The 16,624-nt window shown below is 63.6% G+C and carries 18 protein-coding genes; 16 read left to right on the forward strand and 2 right to left on the reverse strand.

Annotated elements, in window-relative coordinates:
- Positions 1-102: 102 nt before the first annotated feature.
- Positions 103-657, forward strand: a complete 555-nt coding sequence (locus AC0L2R_RS19755; RefSeq protein WP_473510964.1) for a TetR/AcrR family transcriptional regulator — start codon at positions 103-105, stop codon at positions 655-657.
- Between the two features lie 43 nt (positions 658-700).
- On the opposite strand, the gene AC0L2R_RS19760 is transcribed toward AC0L2R_RS19755, so the two are convergent.
- The gene (locus tag AC0L2R_RS19760; protein WP_473510966.1) at positions 701-1,657 is read right to left on the reverse strand and encodes a LysR family transcriptional regulator; all 957 of its coding nucleotides are present in this window, start codon (positions 1,655-1,657) and stop codon (positions 701-703) included.
- A 119-nt stretch (positions 1,658-1,776) separates the two neighbouring features.
- Here AC0L2R_RS19760 and AC0L2R_RS19765 point away from each other — a divergent pair, with 119 nt between their 5' ends.
- The 10 genes from AC0L2R_RS19765 (at position 1,777) to gph (ending at position 11,751) form a co-directional block, all read left to right on the forward strand.
- Entirely contained in the window at positions 1,777-2,823 is a 1,047-nt protein-coding gene (locus tag AC0L2R_RS19765) for a class 1 fructose-bisphosphatase (RefSeq protein ID WP_023797695.1), read from the forward strand.
- 5 nt (positions 2,824-2,828) lie between these two features.
- Positions 2,829-3,701 (forward strand): phosphoribulokinase, encoded by an 873-nt coding sequence (locus tag AC0L2R_RS19770; protein ID WP_023797694.1) that lies wholly within the window; start codon positions 2,829-2,831, stop codon positions 3,699-3,701.
- Between the two features lie 10 nt (positions 3,702-3,711).
- Positions 3,712-5,718 (forward strand): transketolase, encoded by a 2,007-nt coding sequence (gene tkt / locus AC0L2R_RS19775; RefSeq protein ID WP_473510967.1) that lies wholly within the window; start codon positions 3,712-3,714, stop codon positions 5,716-5,718.
- A 13-nt stretch (positions 5,719-5,731) separates the two neighbouring features.
- Complete coding sequence (gene fba, locus AC0L2R_RS19780; protein WP_473510968.1) at positions 5,732-6,811, forward strand: class II fructose-bisphosphate aldolase; 1,080 nt, start codon at positions 5,732-5,734, stop codon at positions 6,809-6,811.
- A 21-nt stretch (positions 6,812-6,832) separates the two neighbouring features.
- The gene (locus AC0L2R_RS19785) at positions 6,833-8,326 is read left to right on the forward strand and encodes a ribulose-bisphosphate carboxylase large subunit (protein WP_023797691.1); all 1,494 of its coding nucleotides are present in this window, start codon (positions 6,833-6,835) and stop codon (positions 8,324-8,326) included.
- A gap of 18 nt (positions 8,327-8,344) precedes the next feature.
- Positions 8,345-8,779 (forward strand): ribulose bisphosphate carboxylase small subunit, encoded by a 435-nt coding sequence (locus AC0L2R_RS19790; RefSeq protein WP_023797690.1) that lies wholly within the window; start codon positions 8,345-8,347, stop codon positions 8,777-8,779.
- An 8-nt stretch (positions 8,780-8,787) separates the two neighbouring features.
- Positions 8,788-9,726: a CbbX protein gene (cbbX, locus tag AC0L2R_RS19795; protein WP_473510969.1), complete on the forward strand. Its 939-nt coding sequence runs from the start codon at positions 8,788-8,790 to the stop codon at positions 9,724-9,726.
- A 61-nt stretch (positions 9,727-9,787) separates the two neighbouring features.
- Positions 9,788-10,474: a ribulose-phosphate 3-epimerase gene (gene rpe / locus AC0L2R_RS19800; RefSeq protein WP_473510971.1), complete on the forward strand. Its 687-nt coding sequence runs from the start codon at positions 9,788-9,790 to the stop codon at positions 10,472-10,474.
- A gap of 21 nt (positions 10,475-10,495) precedes the next feature.
- Positions 10,496-11,053 (forward strand): thioredoxin family protein, encoded by a 558-nt coding sequence (locus AC0L2R_RS19805; RefSeq protein ID WP_027151304.1) that lies wholly within the window; start codon positions 10,496-10,498, stop codon positions 11,051-11,053.
- Positions 11,054-11,061: 8 nt separating this feature from the next.
- Entirely contained in the window at positions 11,062-11,751 is a 690-nt protein-coding gene (gene gph, locus AC0L2R_RS19810) for a phosphoglycolate phosphatase (RefSeq protein ID WP_473510973.1), read from the forward strand.
- 80 nt (positions 11,752-11,831) lie between these two features.
- Here gph and AC0L2R_RS19815 read toward each other — a convergent pair whose 3' ends face one another.
- Entirely contained in the window at positions 11,832-12,212 is a 381-nt protein-coding gene (locus tag AC0L2R_RS19815; protein WP_027151302.1) for a c-type cytochrome, read from the reverse strand.
- Between the two features lie 594 nt (positions 12,213-12,806).
- Here AC0L2R_RS19815 and AC0L2R_RS19820 point away from each other — a divergent pair.
- Genes AC0L2R_RS19820 through AC0L2R_RS19840 form a run of 5 tightly spaced genes read left to right on the forward strand, consistent with a single transcriptional unit; the run spans position 12,807 to position 16,583 of the window.
- Positions 12,807-13,016, forward strand: a complete 210-nt coding sequence (locus AC0L2R_RS19820; RefSeq protein ID WP_473510975.1) for a hypothetical protein — start codon at positions 12,807-12,809, stop codon at positions 13,014-13,016.
- A gap of 42 nt (positions 13,017-13,058) precedes the next feature.
- Positions 13,059-14,042, forward strand: a complete 984-nt coding sequence (locus AC0L2R_RS19825) for an ABC transporter substrate-binding protein (RefSeq protein WP_473510977.1) — start codon at positions 13,059-13,061, stop codon at positions 14,040-14,042.
- A gap of 44 nt (positions 14,043-14,086) precedes the next feature.
- Positions 14,087-14,866 carry an ABC transporter permease gene (locus AC0L2R_RS19830; protein ID WP_287259163.1) on the forward strand — a complete coding sequence of 260 codons (780 nt, stop codon included), beginning with the start codon at positions 14,087-14,089 and terminating at the stop codon, positions 14,864-14,866.
- Complete coding sequence (locus tag AC0L2R_RS19835; RefSeq protein WP_128173417.1) at positions 14,835-15,575, forward strand: ABC transporter ATP-binding protein; 741 nt, start codon at positions 14,835-14,837, stop codon at positions 15,573-15,575. The genes AC0L2R_RS19830 and AC0L2R_RS19835 overlap by 32 nt, the downstream gene beginning before the upstream one ends.
- Before the next feature lie 36 nt (positions 15,576-15,611).
- Complete coding sequence (locus tag AC0L2R_RS19840) at positions 15,612-16,583, forward strand: quinoprotein relay system zinc metallohydrolase 2 (RefSeq protein ID WP_473510978.1); 972 nt, start codon at positions 15,612-15,614, stop codon at positions 16,581-16,583.
- Positions 16,584-16,624: the final 41 nt, after the last annotated feature.

Genomic DNA, 16,624 nt, shown 5'->3' on the forward strand with positions numbered 1-16,624 from the left:
AGGGCGAGCCCGGCAGATCCATCATCAGCTCTGGAGACATCGATGAATCATCCGGTCGGAACGCGAACGGATCCCGACGAGGTGCGCGCTCGCATCCTGGAGGTGGCAGAGGCGCATTTTCGCCGCATCGGCTACCATAAGACGTCGGTAGCCGACATCGCCTCCGAACTCGGCATGAGCCGGGCGAACGTCTACCGTTTCTTTTCCTCCAGGGATGCAATCAACGAATCCATCTGCAGGCAGGTCGTGAACGAGGTCGCGGACATCGCCGTTGCGATCGCACGCACCAACGCGCCGGCCTTGGAGAAACTCGACCGGCTCCTGACCGCCGTTCACCAGCACAACAAGTCGAAATTGATCAAGGAAAGAAGCATGCACGACTTGATCGTCGCCGCCCTGCGCGAGAATCGGGCGGTCATCAAGGCGCATGTCGAGCGAATGTTGGAAATCCTTGAGGCGATCATTCGTGAGGGGACCGAGGCGGGCGAACTCAAGGTCGAGGACCCGGCAGAAGCGGCGCGTGCGGTCAACGCCGCGTTCACGCCGTTCTTCCACCCGATTCTGATCGAGCACTGCGTTCAACACGGCGAAGACACCGAAGCGGGCCTGCGCACGCAGATTCGCTTTGTCCTGAAAGCTCTCGGCAAATCGAACTAGCCGCCCTGGCAGGTAGCTGCCAGCGACGCATTCCGCCCTCAATTCAGGCGCGACCTCCTGTGTTCGGTCCCTCGTGCGGATAGAGCTTGCCGAACAGGGGCAGGTACATCGCGCCCTTGCGCATCAGGAAATCGTGGAACGTCGCCATCGCCGGCGAGATGGCGTGATCGCTGCGCATCACCGAAAACCATTGCCGGCGGATCGGCATGCCGACGACGTCGAGGATGACCAGCCGGCCGGCTTCGGTTTCGGCGGCGATGGTGTGGGCAGAGATGAAGGCAATGCCGAGCCCGGCCATCACCGCCTGCTTGATCGTCTCGTTCGAGCCCATCTCGACGCCGAGATCGTCGATGCGGCCGGGCACGTCGCTGAGGAATATTTCCAGCGAGATGCGCGTGCCGGAGCCGGGCTCGCGGATGAGGAAATGCTCTTCGGCGATCCGCTCCTTGGATATCTCGCGTACCGAGGCCAGCGGGTGGTCGGGCGGCGCGATGATGACCAGCGGGTGATCGCCGAAGACCGAGGCACGCACCGGGACTTCCCTCGCCGGGCGTCCCATCAGCGCGATGTCGATGTCGTGGTTCTTCAGACTGTTGATGGTTTCGGCGCGGTTGCCGATGGCGAGCCGCATGTCGATGTCGGGATGTTCCTTCATGAAGCCGGCCATCAGCCGCGGCGCGAAATATTTGGCGGTGGAAACGACGCCGAGCCGCAAGCTGCCGATACGCACGCCCTTGATCGCATCCATCTTGTCTTCGAGCAGGCGAAGCCGCTCCTCGATCGCCTGCGCCGTCTCGACGAAGGCCAGACCTGCGGCAGTCGGACGCATGCCGTCCGACGTCCGGTCGAACAAGGCCAGCTGGAACTCCTCCTCGACCTGCCGCAACTGGATCGTCACTGCTGGAGGAGACAAGCCTAACACCTTGGCCGCGCTAACAATTTTTCCATGGCTGATGATGGCCTGAACGGTCTTGAACTGCTTGAGCGTGAGGTTTCTCATGCGCCATACTAAATTTTTTTTAGTGCGAAAGTAAAGTTATTGAATTTTACTTATCCATGGCAGTTTGTTCTCATCCCCCAATCCGGCCGGAGGAGTTGCGGCTGGATCGGGAGGTTACGATGCCAGCGGCAACGCTCGACGCATTTCTGAATTCCTATCTCGGCCCACCCGACGAACTGCGTTCGGCAGTCGTCGCGACCGTTCGTCAGCTGACGCAGGCCGCCACCAAGGTCCGCAACACCATCAATCAGGGGGTGCTCGGCACCGCCTTTGCCGGGACCCGCAGCGCCAATGCCGACGGCGACATCCAGAAGGATCTCGACATCTTCGCCGACGACATCTTCCTCGACGCCATGCGCCACGCTCCGGTCGCGCTCTACGCCTCCGAGGAACTGGAGCAGCCGGTCCTGCTCGACAGCCAGGCGCCTCTCGCCATCGCCATCGACCCGCTCGACGGCTCTTCCAACATCGACACCAACGTGTCGATCGGAACGATCTTCTCGCTCCTCCCTGCAACTGGCGCGCCGGACGAAAATCCGGCCGCCTCTTTTTTGCAGCCGGGCGTGAAGCAGCTGGGCGCCGGTTTCTTCATCTACGGGCCGCAGCTGGCGCTGGTCCTGTCGCTCGGCAGCGGCACGCATGTCTTCGTTCTCTCGACCAGGCTCGGCACCTTCGTCCAGGCCTACGAGAGCCGGATTATCCCGCAGCGTACCCAGGAGTTCGCCATCAACGCCGCCAACTACCGGCATTGGGACGAGGCGGTGCGGCTCTACATCGACGACTGCCTCGAAGGTACTGAAGGCCCACGCGGAAAGGACTTCAACATGCGCTGGATCGCCTCCCTCGTCGCCGACTGCTACCGCATATTGATGCGCGGCGGCGTCTTCCTGTATCCAGGCGACAAGCGCAAGGGTTACCGCCAGGGACGGCTGCGCCTCGTCTATGAGGCCAACCCGATCGCCTATCTCATCGAACAGGCAGGCGGCGCCGCCACCGACACCATCACCCGCATCCTCGAAATCGAGCCCGAGGGCCTGCACCAGCGCGTGCCCGTGGTGTTCGGATCGGCGCGCGAGGTCGCACGCATCACCCGCTACCACACCGAGCCCAGCGCGATCGGCGAGCGTGCGCCGCTGTTCAGCCGCCGCGGCCTGTTCAGGGCCTGAACATCATGTCGGCAAAGCACCCCATCATCACCATCACCGGGTCGTCGGGCGCCGGCACCACCTCGGTCAAGCGCATCTTCGAGCTCATCTTCCGGCGCGAGAACATCGACGCCGCCTTCATCGAAGGCGATGCCTTTCACCGCTACGACCGCGCCACGATGAAGGTCAAGGTGGCCGAGGAGGAGAAGGCGGGCAATCCGAACTTCACCCACTTCCATGCCGAGGCCAACGAACTCGCAATCCTCGAAGAGGTGTTTGAGGAATATGGCCGCCGTGGAACCGGAAAGACCCGCACCTACATCCATGACGAGGACGAGGAGAAGCAGTACGGCACGCCGCCCGGACAATTTACCGAATGGCGCGAATTCCCGCCGAGCGACCTGCTCTTCTACGAGGGCCTGCACGGCTGCGTCGTCACCGACAAGATAGACCTGGCCCGGCATGCCGACCTCAGGATCGGCGTGGTGCCGGTCATCAATCTCGAATGGATCCAGAAGATCCATCGCGACCGGGCAACACGCGGCTATTCCACCGAGGCGGTGATGGACGTCATCCTGCGCCGCATGCCGGACTATGTCCGCTACATCGTCCCGCAATTCTCGCAGACCGCCATCAACTTCCAGCGTGTGCCGATCGTCGACACGTCCAACCCGTTCATCGCGCGCTGGATCCCTACGCCCGACGAATCGATGCTGGTCATCCGCTTCGCCAATCCCCGCGGCATCGATTTCCCCTACCTGCTTTCGATGATCCACGACTCGTTCATGTCGCGGCCGAATTCCATAGTGGTGCCAGGCAACAAGCTCGATCTTGCCATGCAGCTGATCCTGACGCCGCTCATCCTGCAATTGATCGAACGCAAGAACCGTGTGTCGTGAGGAGGACGCCATGAACAGCCAAGCAGCAGCCCTGAAGCCCGTCGCCGCCGTCTCGGAGCGCGACATGGCGAACGCCATTCGTGCATTGGCGATGGACAGCGTCCAAAAGGCCAATTCCGGCCATCCGGGCATGCCGATGGGCATGGCCGATGTCGCGACGGTGCTGTTCAGCCGCTTCATCAACATCGATCCGTCGGCGCCCAACTGGCCCGATCGCGACCGCTTCGTGCTTTCGGCCGGGCACGGCTCGATGCTGCAATATGCGCTGCACTACCTGCTCGGCTACGAAGACATGCCGATCGAGCAATTGCAGCGGTTTCGCCAGCTGGGCAGCCGCACCGCCGGACATCCCGAATATGGCCATGCGCTTGGCATCGAGACGACGACCGGTCCGCTCGGACAAGGCATCTCGACCGCCGTCGGCATGGCGCTGGCCGAGCGCATGCTGGCTGCCCGCCACGGCGCCGATCTCGTCGATCATTTCACCTACGCGATCGCCGGCGACGGCTGCCTGCAGGAAGGCATCAGCCACGAGGCGATCGACCTTGCCGGTCACCTGAAGCTCGCCCGGCTGATCGTCTTCTGGGACGACAATGCGATCTCGATCGACGGACCGACGTCGCTGTCGACATCGATGGACCAGCCGGCACGGTTCGAAGCCGCCGGATGGCATGTGCAGTCGGTGGACGGCCACGACACGGAAGCCGTCGCTGCGGCAATCGAAGCGGCGCAGCAGTCGGACCGGCCGTCACTGATCGCCTGCCGAACGGTGATCGGCAAGGGCGCGCCCAACCTGGGCGGCTCGGAAAAGACGCACGGCGCGCCGCTGGGCGATGCCGAGATCGCCGCGACGCGCGAGAACATCGGCTGGGCCTGCGCGCCGTTCGAGGTGCCGGACGACATCCTGTTCGCCTGGCGCGAAATTGCCGAGCGCGGGCAAGCGGCGCGGCACGCCTGGGAGCAGCGGTTTGCCGCCTCGCCGCAGCGCCAGGCCTTCGAGAGTGCGGTCGCCGGCACCCTGCCCGACGCGGTCTTCGAAGCGCTCGGCGCTTTCCGCAAGGAGCATGTCGAGAAGGCGACCAAGGTCGCAACGCGAAAAGCCTCCGAAATGGCGCTCGGCGCCATCAACGCCGCAACCGAGCTGACCGTCGGCGGCTCCGCCGATCTGACGCACTCGAACCTGACGATCACCAAGGGCATGGCTCGCATAGCGCCTGGTGCCTATGCCGGCCGCTACATCCACTACGGCATCCGCGAGCATGGCATGGCCGCGGCCATGAACGGCATCGCGCTGCATGGCGGCTTCGTGCCTTATGGCGGCACATTCCTGTGCTTCGCCGACTATGCCCGCGGCGCGATGCGGCTCTCGGCGCTGATGGGCCAGCGCGTCATCTATGTGATGACCCATGATTCCATCGGTCTCGGCGAGGACGGCCCGACCCATCAGCCGATCGAGCACCTGGCGATGCTGCGGGCAACGCCCAACCTCAACGTCTTCCGTCCGGCCGACATCATCGAAACGGCGGAGTGCTGGGAACTGGCGCTGAAGAGCAAGAACCGGCCGAGCGTGCTGGTGCTCTCGCGGCAGAACCTGCCGATGCTGCGCCACACAGATAGCGAAGAGAACCTGTCCAGCCGGGGCGCCTATGTCCTGCGCGAGCCGGCCGGGCACCGCGCCGTGACGCTGATCGCCACCGGCTCGGAGGTCGAGATCGCCGTTGCCGCCGCCGAACGGCTGGAGACCGAGCACGGCATCGCCGCCGCCGTCGTCTCGATGCCGTGCTGGGAGCTGTTCGAGGAACAGGATGCCGACACCCGCAAGGCGGTCCTCGGCTCGGCGCCGCGCGTCGCCGTCGAAGCCGCAGCACGGCTCGGCTGGGACCGCTGGATCGGCGACACCGGTGCTTTCGTCGGCATGGCCGGTTTCGGCGCCAGCGCCCCTGCCCCGGATCTCTACCGGCATTTTGACATCACGCCCGAAGCCGTCGCCGCAGCGGCGCTGAAGCTCATCATCTAGGAAGGACCCCAAAATGGCCCGCATCACCCTTCGCCAGCTTCTCGACCATGCCGCCGAGCACGGCTATGGCGTTCCGGCATTCAACATCAACAACATGGAGCAGGGCCTTGCCATCATGGAGGCGGCCAGGGCCTGCGACGCACCGGTCATCATCCAGGCCTCGCGCGGCGCCCGCTCCTATGCCAACGACATCATGCTGGCCAAGATGATGGAGGCGTTGACCGAAATGCATCCGGCCATTCCGCTCTGCATCCATCAGGACCACGGCAACAACGAAACCACCTGCCTTTCGGCGATCCGCCACGGCTTCACCTCGGTGATGATGGACGGCTCGTTGATGGCGGACGCCAAGACGCCGGCGAGCTACGACTACAACGTCGCCATCACCGAACGTGTCGCACGCATGGCGCATTGGGTCGGCGCTTCCGTCGAAGGCGAGCTCGGCGTGCTCGGCTCGCTGGAAACCGGCCAGGGCGAGGCCGAGGACGGGCATGGCGCCGAAGGCGCGCTTTCCCACGACCAGCTTTTGACCGATCCCGATCAGGCGGTCGACTTCGTCACCGCCACCCGGGTCGACGCGCTGGCGATCGCCTGCGGCACTTCGCACGGCGCCTACAAATTCAGCCGCAAGCCCGACGGCGGCATCCTCGCCATGCAGGTGATCGAGGCGATCCACGAAAAGCTGCCCAACACGCATCTGGTCATGCATGGCTCTTCCTCGGTACCGCAGGAACTGCAGGACGTCATCAACCGATATGGCGGCGAGATGCCCCAGACCTTTGGCGTTCCGGTCGAGGAGATCGAGCGCGGCATCCGTTACGGCGTGCGCAAGGTCAACATCGACACCGATTGCCGCATGGCCATGGCCGGGCAGTTCCGCCGCGTCGCGACGGAGGACCCGCGCGAATTCGACCCGCGCAAATTCCTGAAACCCGCCATGGATGCCCTGCGCGACCTTTGCCGCGATCGCTTCGAGCGCTTCGGCACCGCCGGCAACGCCTCGAAGATCAGGGTCATCGCCATGGACGAGATGGCCAAACGTTATGCCGCGGAAAAACTCGACCCGCAAATCGCAACCGCGAAAGCCGCCTGAGCGGCAAACAGGAGACCTGTCATGAACAAGATCGACATGCCGTCAGCTGGCACGCTCAAGGAAGGCAAGGAACGCTACAAGTCGGGCGTCATCCCCTACAAGAAAATGGGCTACTGGGAGCCGGATTACCGGCCCAAGGAGACCGACCTGATCGCCATGTTTCGGATCACGCCGCAGCCAGGCGTCGACCACGAGGAGGCTGCGGCCGCCATCGCCGGTGAATCCTCCACCGCGACATGGACGGTGGTGTGGACCGACAGGCTGACCGCCTGCGAGCTCTACCGCGCCAAGGCGTTCAGATCCGAGCCGGTGCCGAACACCGGTCCCGGCACCAAGACCGAGCAGCAGTACTTCGCCTACATCGCCTACGACCTCGACCTGTTCGAGCCGGGCTCAATCGCCAACCTGACCGCATCGATCATCGGCAACGTGTTCGGCTTCAAGGCAGTCAAGGCCTTGCGGCTCGAGGACATGCGCATCCCGGTGGCTTACCTGAAGACCTTCCAGGGCCCGGCGACCGGCATCGTGGTGGAACGCGAGCGGCTCGACAAGTTCGGCCGGCCGCTGCTCGGCGCGACGACGAAGCCGAAGCTTGGCCTGTCAGGCCGCAACTATGGCCGCGTCGTCTACGAGGCGCTGAAGGGTGGCCTCGACTTCGTCAAGGACGACGAGAACATCAACTCGCAGCCGTTCATGCACTGGCGCGACCGCTTCCTCTACTGCATGGAGGCCGTGAACAAGGCGTCGGCCGCCACCGGCGAGGTCAAGGGCCATTATCTCAACGTCACCGCCGGCACGATGGAGGAGATGTACGAGCGCGCCGAATTCGCAAAGCAGCTTGGCTCCTGCATCGTCATGATCGACCTGGTCATCGGCTACACGGCGATCCAGTCGATGGCCAAATGGGCACGCCGCAACGACATGATCCTGCACCTGCACCGCGCCGGCAACTCGACCTATTCGCGCCAGAAGAACCACGGCATGAATTTTCGCGTCATCTGCAAATGGATGCGGATGGCCGGCGTCGACCACATCCATGCCGGTACGGTGGTCGGCAAGCTGGAAGGCGACCCGCTGATGATCAAGGGTTTCTATGACACGCTGCGCGAGGAGCGCACGCCGCAGAACCTCGAAACCGGGCTGTTCTTCGACCAGGACTGGGCCTCGCTCAACAAGGTGATGCCCGTCGCCTCGGGCGGCATCCATGCCGGCCAGATGCACCAGCTGATCCATTATCTCGGCGAGGACGTCGTCCTGCAGTTCGGCGGCGGCACGATCGGCCATCCGGACGGCATCCAGGCCGGCGCAACGGCCAATCGCGTCGCGTTGGAGGCGATGATCCTCGCCCGCAACGAGGGCCGCGACTATCTGCGCGAAGGCACCAAAATCCTCGAACAGGCGGCCAGATGGTGCACGCCGCTGAAGGCGGCCCTGGAGACCTGGAAGGACGTCACCTTCAACTACGAATCGACCGACACGGCCGACTTCGTGCCAACCGCAACGCCCAGCTTCTAGACAAAAGGAACCGTCGCCATGATGACCAATCCGGGAAACAAGGTCACGCAGGGACAGTTTTCGTTCCTGCCCGACCTGACCGATGAGCAGATTTCGGCGCAGATCAAATACGCGTTGAAAAACCACTGGGCGGTCAGCGTCGAGTACACGGACGATCCGCATCCGCGAAACACCTATTGGGAAATGTACGGCAACCCGATGTTCGACCTGAAGGACCCGGCGGGCATCCTGCTTGAAGTCAACAATTGCCGGAAAGCCATGCCCAACATGTATGTCCGGGTCACCGCCTTCGATTCGAGCAAGGGCTGGGAAGCGCCGCGCATGTCGTTCATCGTCAACCGGCCGCCCAACGAACCCGGGTTCCGGCTGCTGCGCCAGGAGCGCGACGGCCGCAGCCAGGGCTATTCGATCGTGCCTTATGCGACCGACAGGCCCGAAGGCGAGCGGAGCTAGCCGAAACCATGCTGGACGCGATAGCAAAGGGCACTGCCGCGCCGGACGAATCGGTCGATCTGCAGGCCGAGTTCGAGGCGTCCAACATCGATGAGGTGCTGGGCAAGCTCGACCGCGAACTCGTTGGCCTGAAGCCCATCAAGACCCGCATCCGCGAGATCGCGGCGCTGCTCCTGGTCGACCGGCTTCGCCGCAAGTTCGGCCTGACCTCGGGCGCGCCGACCCTGCACATGAACTTCACCGGAAACCCCGGCACCGGAAAGACCACCGTGGCGCTCAGGATGGCCGAAATCCTGCATCGTCTCGGCTATGTCCGCGAGGGCCACATGGTCGCAGTGACGCGAGACGATCTCGTCGGCCAGTATGTCGGCCACACCGCGCCCAAAACCCGCGAAGTGATCAAGCGCGCCATGGGTGGGGTGCTTTTCATCGACGAGGCCTACTATCTCTACAAGCCCGAGAACGAACGTGACTACGGCCAGGAATCGATCGAGATCCTGCTGCAATGCATGGAAAACAACCGTGACGACCTGGTTGTGATTCTTGCCGGTTACAAGGACAAGATGGACCGCTTCTTCAACAGCAATCCCGGCATGCGCTCGCGCATCGCCCACCACCTCGACTTTCCCAACTACGGCGTCGGCGAGCTCAAATCGATCGCCGAGATCATGCTGGCGGAACAGAATTATCGTCTCAGCGAGGCGGCGGCCAAGGCGCTCGAAGAGTACCTGCCGATCCGCATGCGGCTGCCACATTTCTCCAACGCTCGCTCGGTCCGCAATGGGCTCGACCGGGCGCGGCTTCGCCAGGCCAACCGGCTTTTCACGTCGCGCGACCGGGTGTTGACGAAGACCGACCTTATCACCATTGAGGAATCCGATATTCGCGGCAGCCGCGTGTTCGCGGAAGGCAAGCTCGAAGGCGAACCGGAGACGAAGGCGCGCTGACACGATGACGCCGGTTGGTGTGCAGCGACCGGAAACCGAAGACGGAATGGAGCCGACGACCATGGGTACCAAGACAATCATCGCCCCCTCGGTGCTTTCTGCGGATTTCTCGCGGCTCGGCGACGAGGTCGAAGCAGTCGTCCGGGCGGGCGCCGACTGGATCCATCTCGACGTGATGGACGGTCATTTCGTGCCCAACATCACCTTCGGTCCGCCGGTGATCAAGGCGATCCGTGACCGAACCGACAAGGTCTTCGACTGTCACCTGATGATCGCGCCGGCCGACGCCTATCTCGCCGCCTTCGCCGATGCCGGCTGCGACATCATCACCGTGCACGCAGAGGCCGGGCCGCATCTCGACCGTTCGCTGCAGGCGATCAGGAATCTCGGCAAGAAGGCCGGCGTGTCGCTGAACCCGTCGACGCCGGAAAGCGTCATCGAATATGTGCTCGACCGGCTCGATCTGGTGCTTCTGATGACGGTCAATCCGGGCTTCGGCGGCCAGGCGTTCATTCCGGCGGTCGTCGACAAGGTCAGGCGGGTCAAGGCGCTGATCGGCAATCGCCCGATCGACATCGAAATCGACGGCGGCGTCACCCCCGAGACCGCCCCGCTGGTCACCGCGGCCGGCGCCAATGTGCTGGTCGCCGGCTCGGCCATCTTCAAGGGCGGCAGCGAGGCGGCCTACGGCGCCAATATCGGCGCCATCAGGCAGGCAGCCGACGGCGCGATCCGGAAAGCCGCGTAAACCATTTCATCGGAGCACAACATGGGGGCAATCCCACCCGTCTGCGATTTCGGCTGGCAAGCCATCGATGCCGTCTTGCCGGGTGTCGACGGAAAGTCGCATTCGATCTTCAGCCACGCCGGTCCGAACGGGCTGGTGGTGGCCTTCATCTGCAACCACTGCCCTTACGTGAAGGCGGTGATTTCCCGCATCGTCCGCGATGCCGACGACCTCAAGCCAGAAGGCATCGGCTTTGTCGCGATCAACGCCAACGATGCCGACGCCTACCCGGATGATTCCTTCGACAACATGAAGCTCTTCGCCAGGACGAACGGCTTCACTTTCCCCTACCTCCACGACGAGCGCCAGACGGTGGCGCGTGCCTATGGAGCCGTTTGCACTCCGGATTTCTTCGGGCTCAACAGCGAATTGACGCTGCAATATCGCGGCAGGCTGGACGCGGCGCGGCGCGACGCTGGACCGCCCGGACTAAGACGCGACCTTTTCGAGGCGATGAGGCAGATTGCCCGAACCGGCGACGGACCGCTGGACCAGATCGCTTCGATCGGCTGCTCGATCAAGTGGAAGGACGCCGCATGAACGTCGGCATGAGTAGGCCGTTTCGATCGCCGAAGGCGATCCTGTTCGATCTCGACGGCACGCTGGTCGATTCGGCGCCCGATATAACCGCCGCGGTCAACGAATTGCTGGCCGGTCGCGATCTGCCGCCGCTGCGCCTGGAACAGGTCAGGGCGATGATCGGCGGCGGCGTCAGGAAACTGATCGAGCGAGCCTTCGCGGCATCCGGCGCACCGCTCCTCGGCAGCGCCCTCGACGAGGCCAACCGTGCCATGGCGCCGATCTACCGCAGACATCTGACCGGCCTGACGACACTGATGCCCGGCGTCAGGGAGGTTCTCACCCACTTCCATTTGAGCGGAATAGCCATGGGCGTGGTGACCAACAAGCCGCAGCTGGCGGCTCGCGAAATCCTGCTGCATTTCGGGCTGACGGAGCATCTCGGCGCGATCGTCGGCGGAGACGCGGTAACTTGCCTGAAACCGGCGCCCGACGCTCTGCTGCTGGCGCTCGACCAGCTTCAGGTCGAGCCTCGTGACGCACTGATGGTCGGAGACAGCGGCACCGACGTGGCCGCCGCCCGCGCCGCCGGCATGCCCGCTATCCTGCTGCGTGGCGGCTACACCCAAATTGCCGTTGAAGCGCTTGGCGCCGACCTGGTTTGCGATGGCTTGCTCGACCTGCCTTCCGCGATGCGCAGGCTGCAAGACGCCGCTTGACCGGCGCCACCACTGCGGGCGCGCCGGCCGAGCGCAGTTTGCGAACGGCCGGCGAAGTTATTTCCTGCGGAAAAACCGGGTTATTTGGAGTATTGCTTCAGATAGGCGATGACGTTGGCGAGATCCTCGTCCTTCTTGAGGCCGGGAAACGCCATCTTCGTACCCTTGATCATGCCCTTCGGGTCGCGAAGATAATTCGTCAGCGTGGCTTCGTCCCATTTGACGCCGGATTTACCCGCCTCGGCCATCGGTTTGGAATATTTGAACCCCGGATGCGTGCCGGCCGTCCGGCCGATAACGCCGCTCAACGACGGACCGATCTTGTTCTTGTCCTCGTCGACGACGTGGCAGGCCTTGCATTTGGCGAAGACCTTCTCACCCGCCGCGGCATCCTGTGCCTGCGATTGGTTTGTAATAAACGTCGCAACGGACACGACGGCGAAAAATGCGACTGCACGCATGGCATTTCCTCATTGATCGTCAAGGTGCCCTGGACGATTAGCGCATGCCTTTGTCTGATCATCGGCATGCATCGTTTTATACAGAGCGAAAACGTCTCCCTTGTGGAGTTGCAACGCCTGCATCCTGGAAGCTACCCGGCCGATGAGCGATGTCAACCGCTACCCAAGTTCAAGGCAGTCGCTTCGGGTTTGCGCTGCCTTCCAGCGTTGAAGGCTGGCGAAAGCCGAAGCGACATCCAATCTCCCCCCTTGCGGGGGAGATGTCCGGCAGGACAGAGGGGGGTGGGAAGGATCGCCAACTTTCGGCTTTATCCATCCCAACCGGAAATCAGCCTGAGGGTGTGGCTGTAATTGATCGACAGGTCGGAGGGACAGCACCCCCCTCTGCCCTGCCGGGCATCTCCCCCACAAGGGGGGAGATCGGCAACTTCACCAACGGCGCGATTGACGGCCATCGGGCGAGCGCGTAGCCTCAAACCATTCCGGTTTTCCATGGGCACCTCGGGACTCCGGCAGTTGGCGATTTTGTCCAGGCTCGCGGATCGGGCCGGAACTCGTCAAAGCGGGCGTCTTCAAGCGCGCAAGAGGTGCTGAATGGATATGGTCGACCTCATCTTGACGGTTTGCCTGATTGCCAATCCGGGCAATTGCCGAGACGAACGTCTCTATTTCGAGAGCCGCGGCTCTCTGTTCCAATGCATGATGCTGGCGCCCACCGAAATCGCGAAATGGTCGCAGGAACACCCGACCCTCAAGGTCAAGCGCTGGAAATGCGCTTTGCCGAACAAAGACCGTGCGATCTGATCGGCGCCCCGGCCCGTTATGGCCCCGGGAGGAGACATCATCATGATTTCGCGTCGAGGAACGCTCCGGCTGGCGGCTCTTGGAACAGCCGCGGCACTTGTCCCAAAGCCCTCATTCGCCACGAACCGGGTTCGCATCGGTGTGCTGAAATTCGGCACCGTGAGCTGGGCGCTTGACACGCTGAAGCACCACAAGTTCGACACAGCCAACGGCATCGATCTGGAGGTCGTCGATTTCGCCGGCGAGGATGCAACCAACGTCGCCTTGCTGGCCGGTGCGATCGACATGATCGTCTCCGACTGGCTGTGGGTCTCGCGCCAGCGCTCCGAAGGCGTCGACCTCACATTGGTCCCCTATTCGACCGCCGTCGGGGCGATCATGGTGAAGGAGGGAGCGCCGATCCGCACGATCACCGATCTCAGCGGAAAAAAGCTCGGCGTCGCCGGCGGACCGCTCGACAAAAGCTGGCTGCTGATCCAGGCGCTGGCCAGACGCGATCACGACCTCGACCTGGCGGCAACCAGCGACATCGTCTTTGGCGCGCCGCCGCTGATTTCGGAAAAGGCGATGCAGGACGAGCTCGATGCGGTGCTCAATTTCTGGCATTTTTGCGCCCGCCTCGAGGCCAACGGCTTTCGTCGCCTGATCGGCGCCGATGCTGCGGCGAAAGCGCTCGGAGCCTCGGGCGCCGTATCGGCGCTCGGCTATGTCTTTCATGACGAATGGGCGAACGAACATCCGGACGCTATCAGCGGCTTCATCAAGGCTTCGGCGCAGTCCAAGGACTTGCTGGCCCGATCCGACGACGAGTGGCTGCGCCTTGCGCCTGATATCCGCGCGCAAGGCGAGGAACTGGCAAAACTGCGTAACCGCTACCGCGAAGGCATTCCCAGACGCCCGGTCGCCGAGGATGCGGCCGACGCCGGCAAGCTCTATCGTGTGCTGGCCGAGATCGGCGGCGAAAAGCTGGTCGGCCGCGCGCCCGAGATGGCGCCCGGCACGTTCTGGCAGGTACCCCCGCAATGAGCGCACCTGACACCGGCGATCGCCCGCCTGGCGCTGCGGCCGGCATGTCCAGCCAATCCGGCCTGGCAGCGGCGCTGACACCGGTGCTGACGGTCGCGGCCTCTCTGCTCGGGCTTGGCCTGCTGTGGGGCCTTGCGGCAAATGCCTGGCCGAGCCGTGCCTTTCCAGGGCCGGGACAGGTCTGGCAGGTACTGCTCGCAGAGGCGGCGAACGGCGATCTTTTCTACCATCTCGGCGCGACGCTCGGCCGGGTTGCCGCGGCATATGTCGTCGCTATGGTCGTTGGCTCGGTCATCGGCGTCCTCCTCGGCAGCCACCGCAGCGCAGACCGGTTCTTCGCTCCCTGGGTGGTTCTGTTCCTCAACATTCCCGCGCTGGTGGTCATAGTGCTTGCCTACATCTGGTTCGGCCTCAACGAAGCGGCGGCGATTGGCGCGGTTGCCGTCAACAAGATCCCGAATGTCGTGGTGACGATGCGCGAGGGCGCCAGAGCGCTTGATCCGAGTTACGCCGAAATGGCCGCCGTCTACCGCTTCGGTCTCCTCGACCGCGCTCGCCATGTCCTGCTGCCGCAACTGCAGCCCTATCTTGCCGCCGCCTCACGATCCGGCATCGCTCTCATCTGGAAGATCGTCCTGGTGGTCGAACTGCTCGGCCGCTCCAACGGCGTCGGCTTCCAGATCTATCTTTATTTCCAGCTCTTCGACGTCGCCGCCATACTTGCCTACACCCTGACTTTCGTGGCGGTGATGCTTGTCATCGAACTCCTTCTGGTGCAGCCCGTTGAACGACATGCAACCCGTTGGCGCCGTCGTCCCGCTTAGGGTCGACATCGCCGAAAAGACTTTCAGGTCCGCGCAAGGCGTCTCGATCACGGCGCTCCAGGACCTTTCCTTCGAGGTCCGGCAAGGCGAATTCGCCTGCCTGCTGGGGCCGTCCGGCTGCGGCAAGACCACGACGCTGCGCATCCTGCTTGGGTTGGACAAGGACTTTTCCGGCTCGTTCCAGCTGCCTGAAGGCGGCTCCGACCGGATCGCCGCCGTGTTCCAGGAGCCGGTCTTGCTGCCGTGGCGGACGGTGGAGCAGAATGTCAGGCTGGCGCTGCCGAAAAGCCTGAGAACGAAGAACCTCGACGGGCTGTTCGACACGCTCGGCCTCGCCGGCATGCGCTCGCTCTATCCGGCCGAGCTTTCGCTCGGCCTTGCACGCAGGGCAGCGCTTGCCAGGGCCTTCGCCACCGAACCGGCGGTGCTGTTCCTGGACGAACCCTTTGCCTCGCTCGACGAACGGACCGCCGAGCGGCTTCGGCACCTGCTTTTGACCGTGTGGTCGGCGCGGCCCACGACCGCCCTGATGGTAACCCACAATCTGCGGGAGGCCCTGATGCTGTCGGACCGCATCATCGTGCTCGCGCAGCGGCCGGCGCATGTCCTCGGCATGTTCGACGTAAGGCTGCCGCGGCACTATCGCAATCCACAGGTGATGAGCGACCTTTTACGGTCGTTCCAGCAAAAATTTCCGGGCGTGGCCTGATCGCCTTACAGTTCGGAACCATATCGGGAGGAAGCCATGCCGATCGACAGGATACGACGCAAGCTTGTGAACGGCTTCGCCTGCACCGCGGTCAGCGCCGCGATGCTGCCCTGTTGCCTCGGGCGGGCCGCTCTCGCCGCAGCCTATGGCCTTGAATTCAAGCTCAGGAAAGTCGCCGACGGCGTCTTCGCGTTCCAGGGCGTCGATGAATTGATGAGCGCCGCCAACCAGGGCGCGATCTCCAACCTCGGCGTCGTCGTCGGCGCCGACGCCGTCGCCGTCATCGACAGCGGCGGCAGCCTGATCGAGGCGAACGCCCTCATCGCCGAAATAGGCAAGATAAGCGCCAAGCCGATCCGCTACCTGATCAACACCCACATGCACCCCGACCATGTCTTCGGCAACGCGGCGTTCCGGCAAATCGGCGCCACCATCGTCGGCCACCACAATCTGCCGCGCGCCCTCGAGGCACGCGGCGCCTTCTACCTGCAGAACTTTCGCGAACAGATCGGCGACGCGCTCATCAAAGGGATCGAGATCATACCGCCGACGACGCTGGTCGACGATCGCCTGCAGCTCGACCTCGGCGGACGCGTGCTCGAATTGCAGGCATGGAAGGCGGCTCACACCGACAACGACCTGACCGTCTTCGACAGCGCGACCCGCACGTTGTTTGCCGGCGATCTGGTTTTCATCGGTTCCTTGCCGACGCTCGACGGATCGCTGCTCGGCTGGCTCCGCCAGATGGATGGGCTCGCCGCGATTGGCGCCACGCGCGTCGTGCCGGGTCACGGCCCGGTGCCGGCCGACTGGCCGCAGGCGCTGATGGCAGAGCGGCGCTATTTCGAAATTCTGGCGCGCGATATTCGCAAGGCGATCGCCGACGGGACGCCGCTCCGCGACGCCGTCAAGACCGCCGGCGCAAGCGAACGGAGCAATTGGCATCTGTTCGACGACTACAACGAGCGCAATGCAACAGCCGCCTTTGCCGAACTCGAATGGGAATAGGTCACAGCGACGAACGCTGGACGTGGTGGATCGATTTGCCA

This window comes from Mesorhizobium sp. WSM4820, assembly GCF_055811075.1.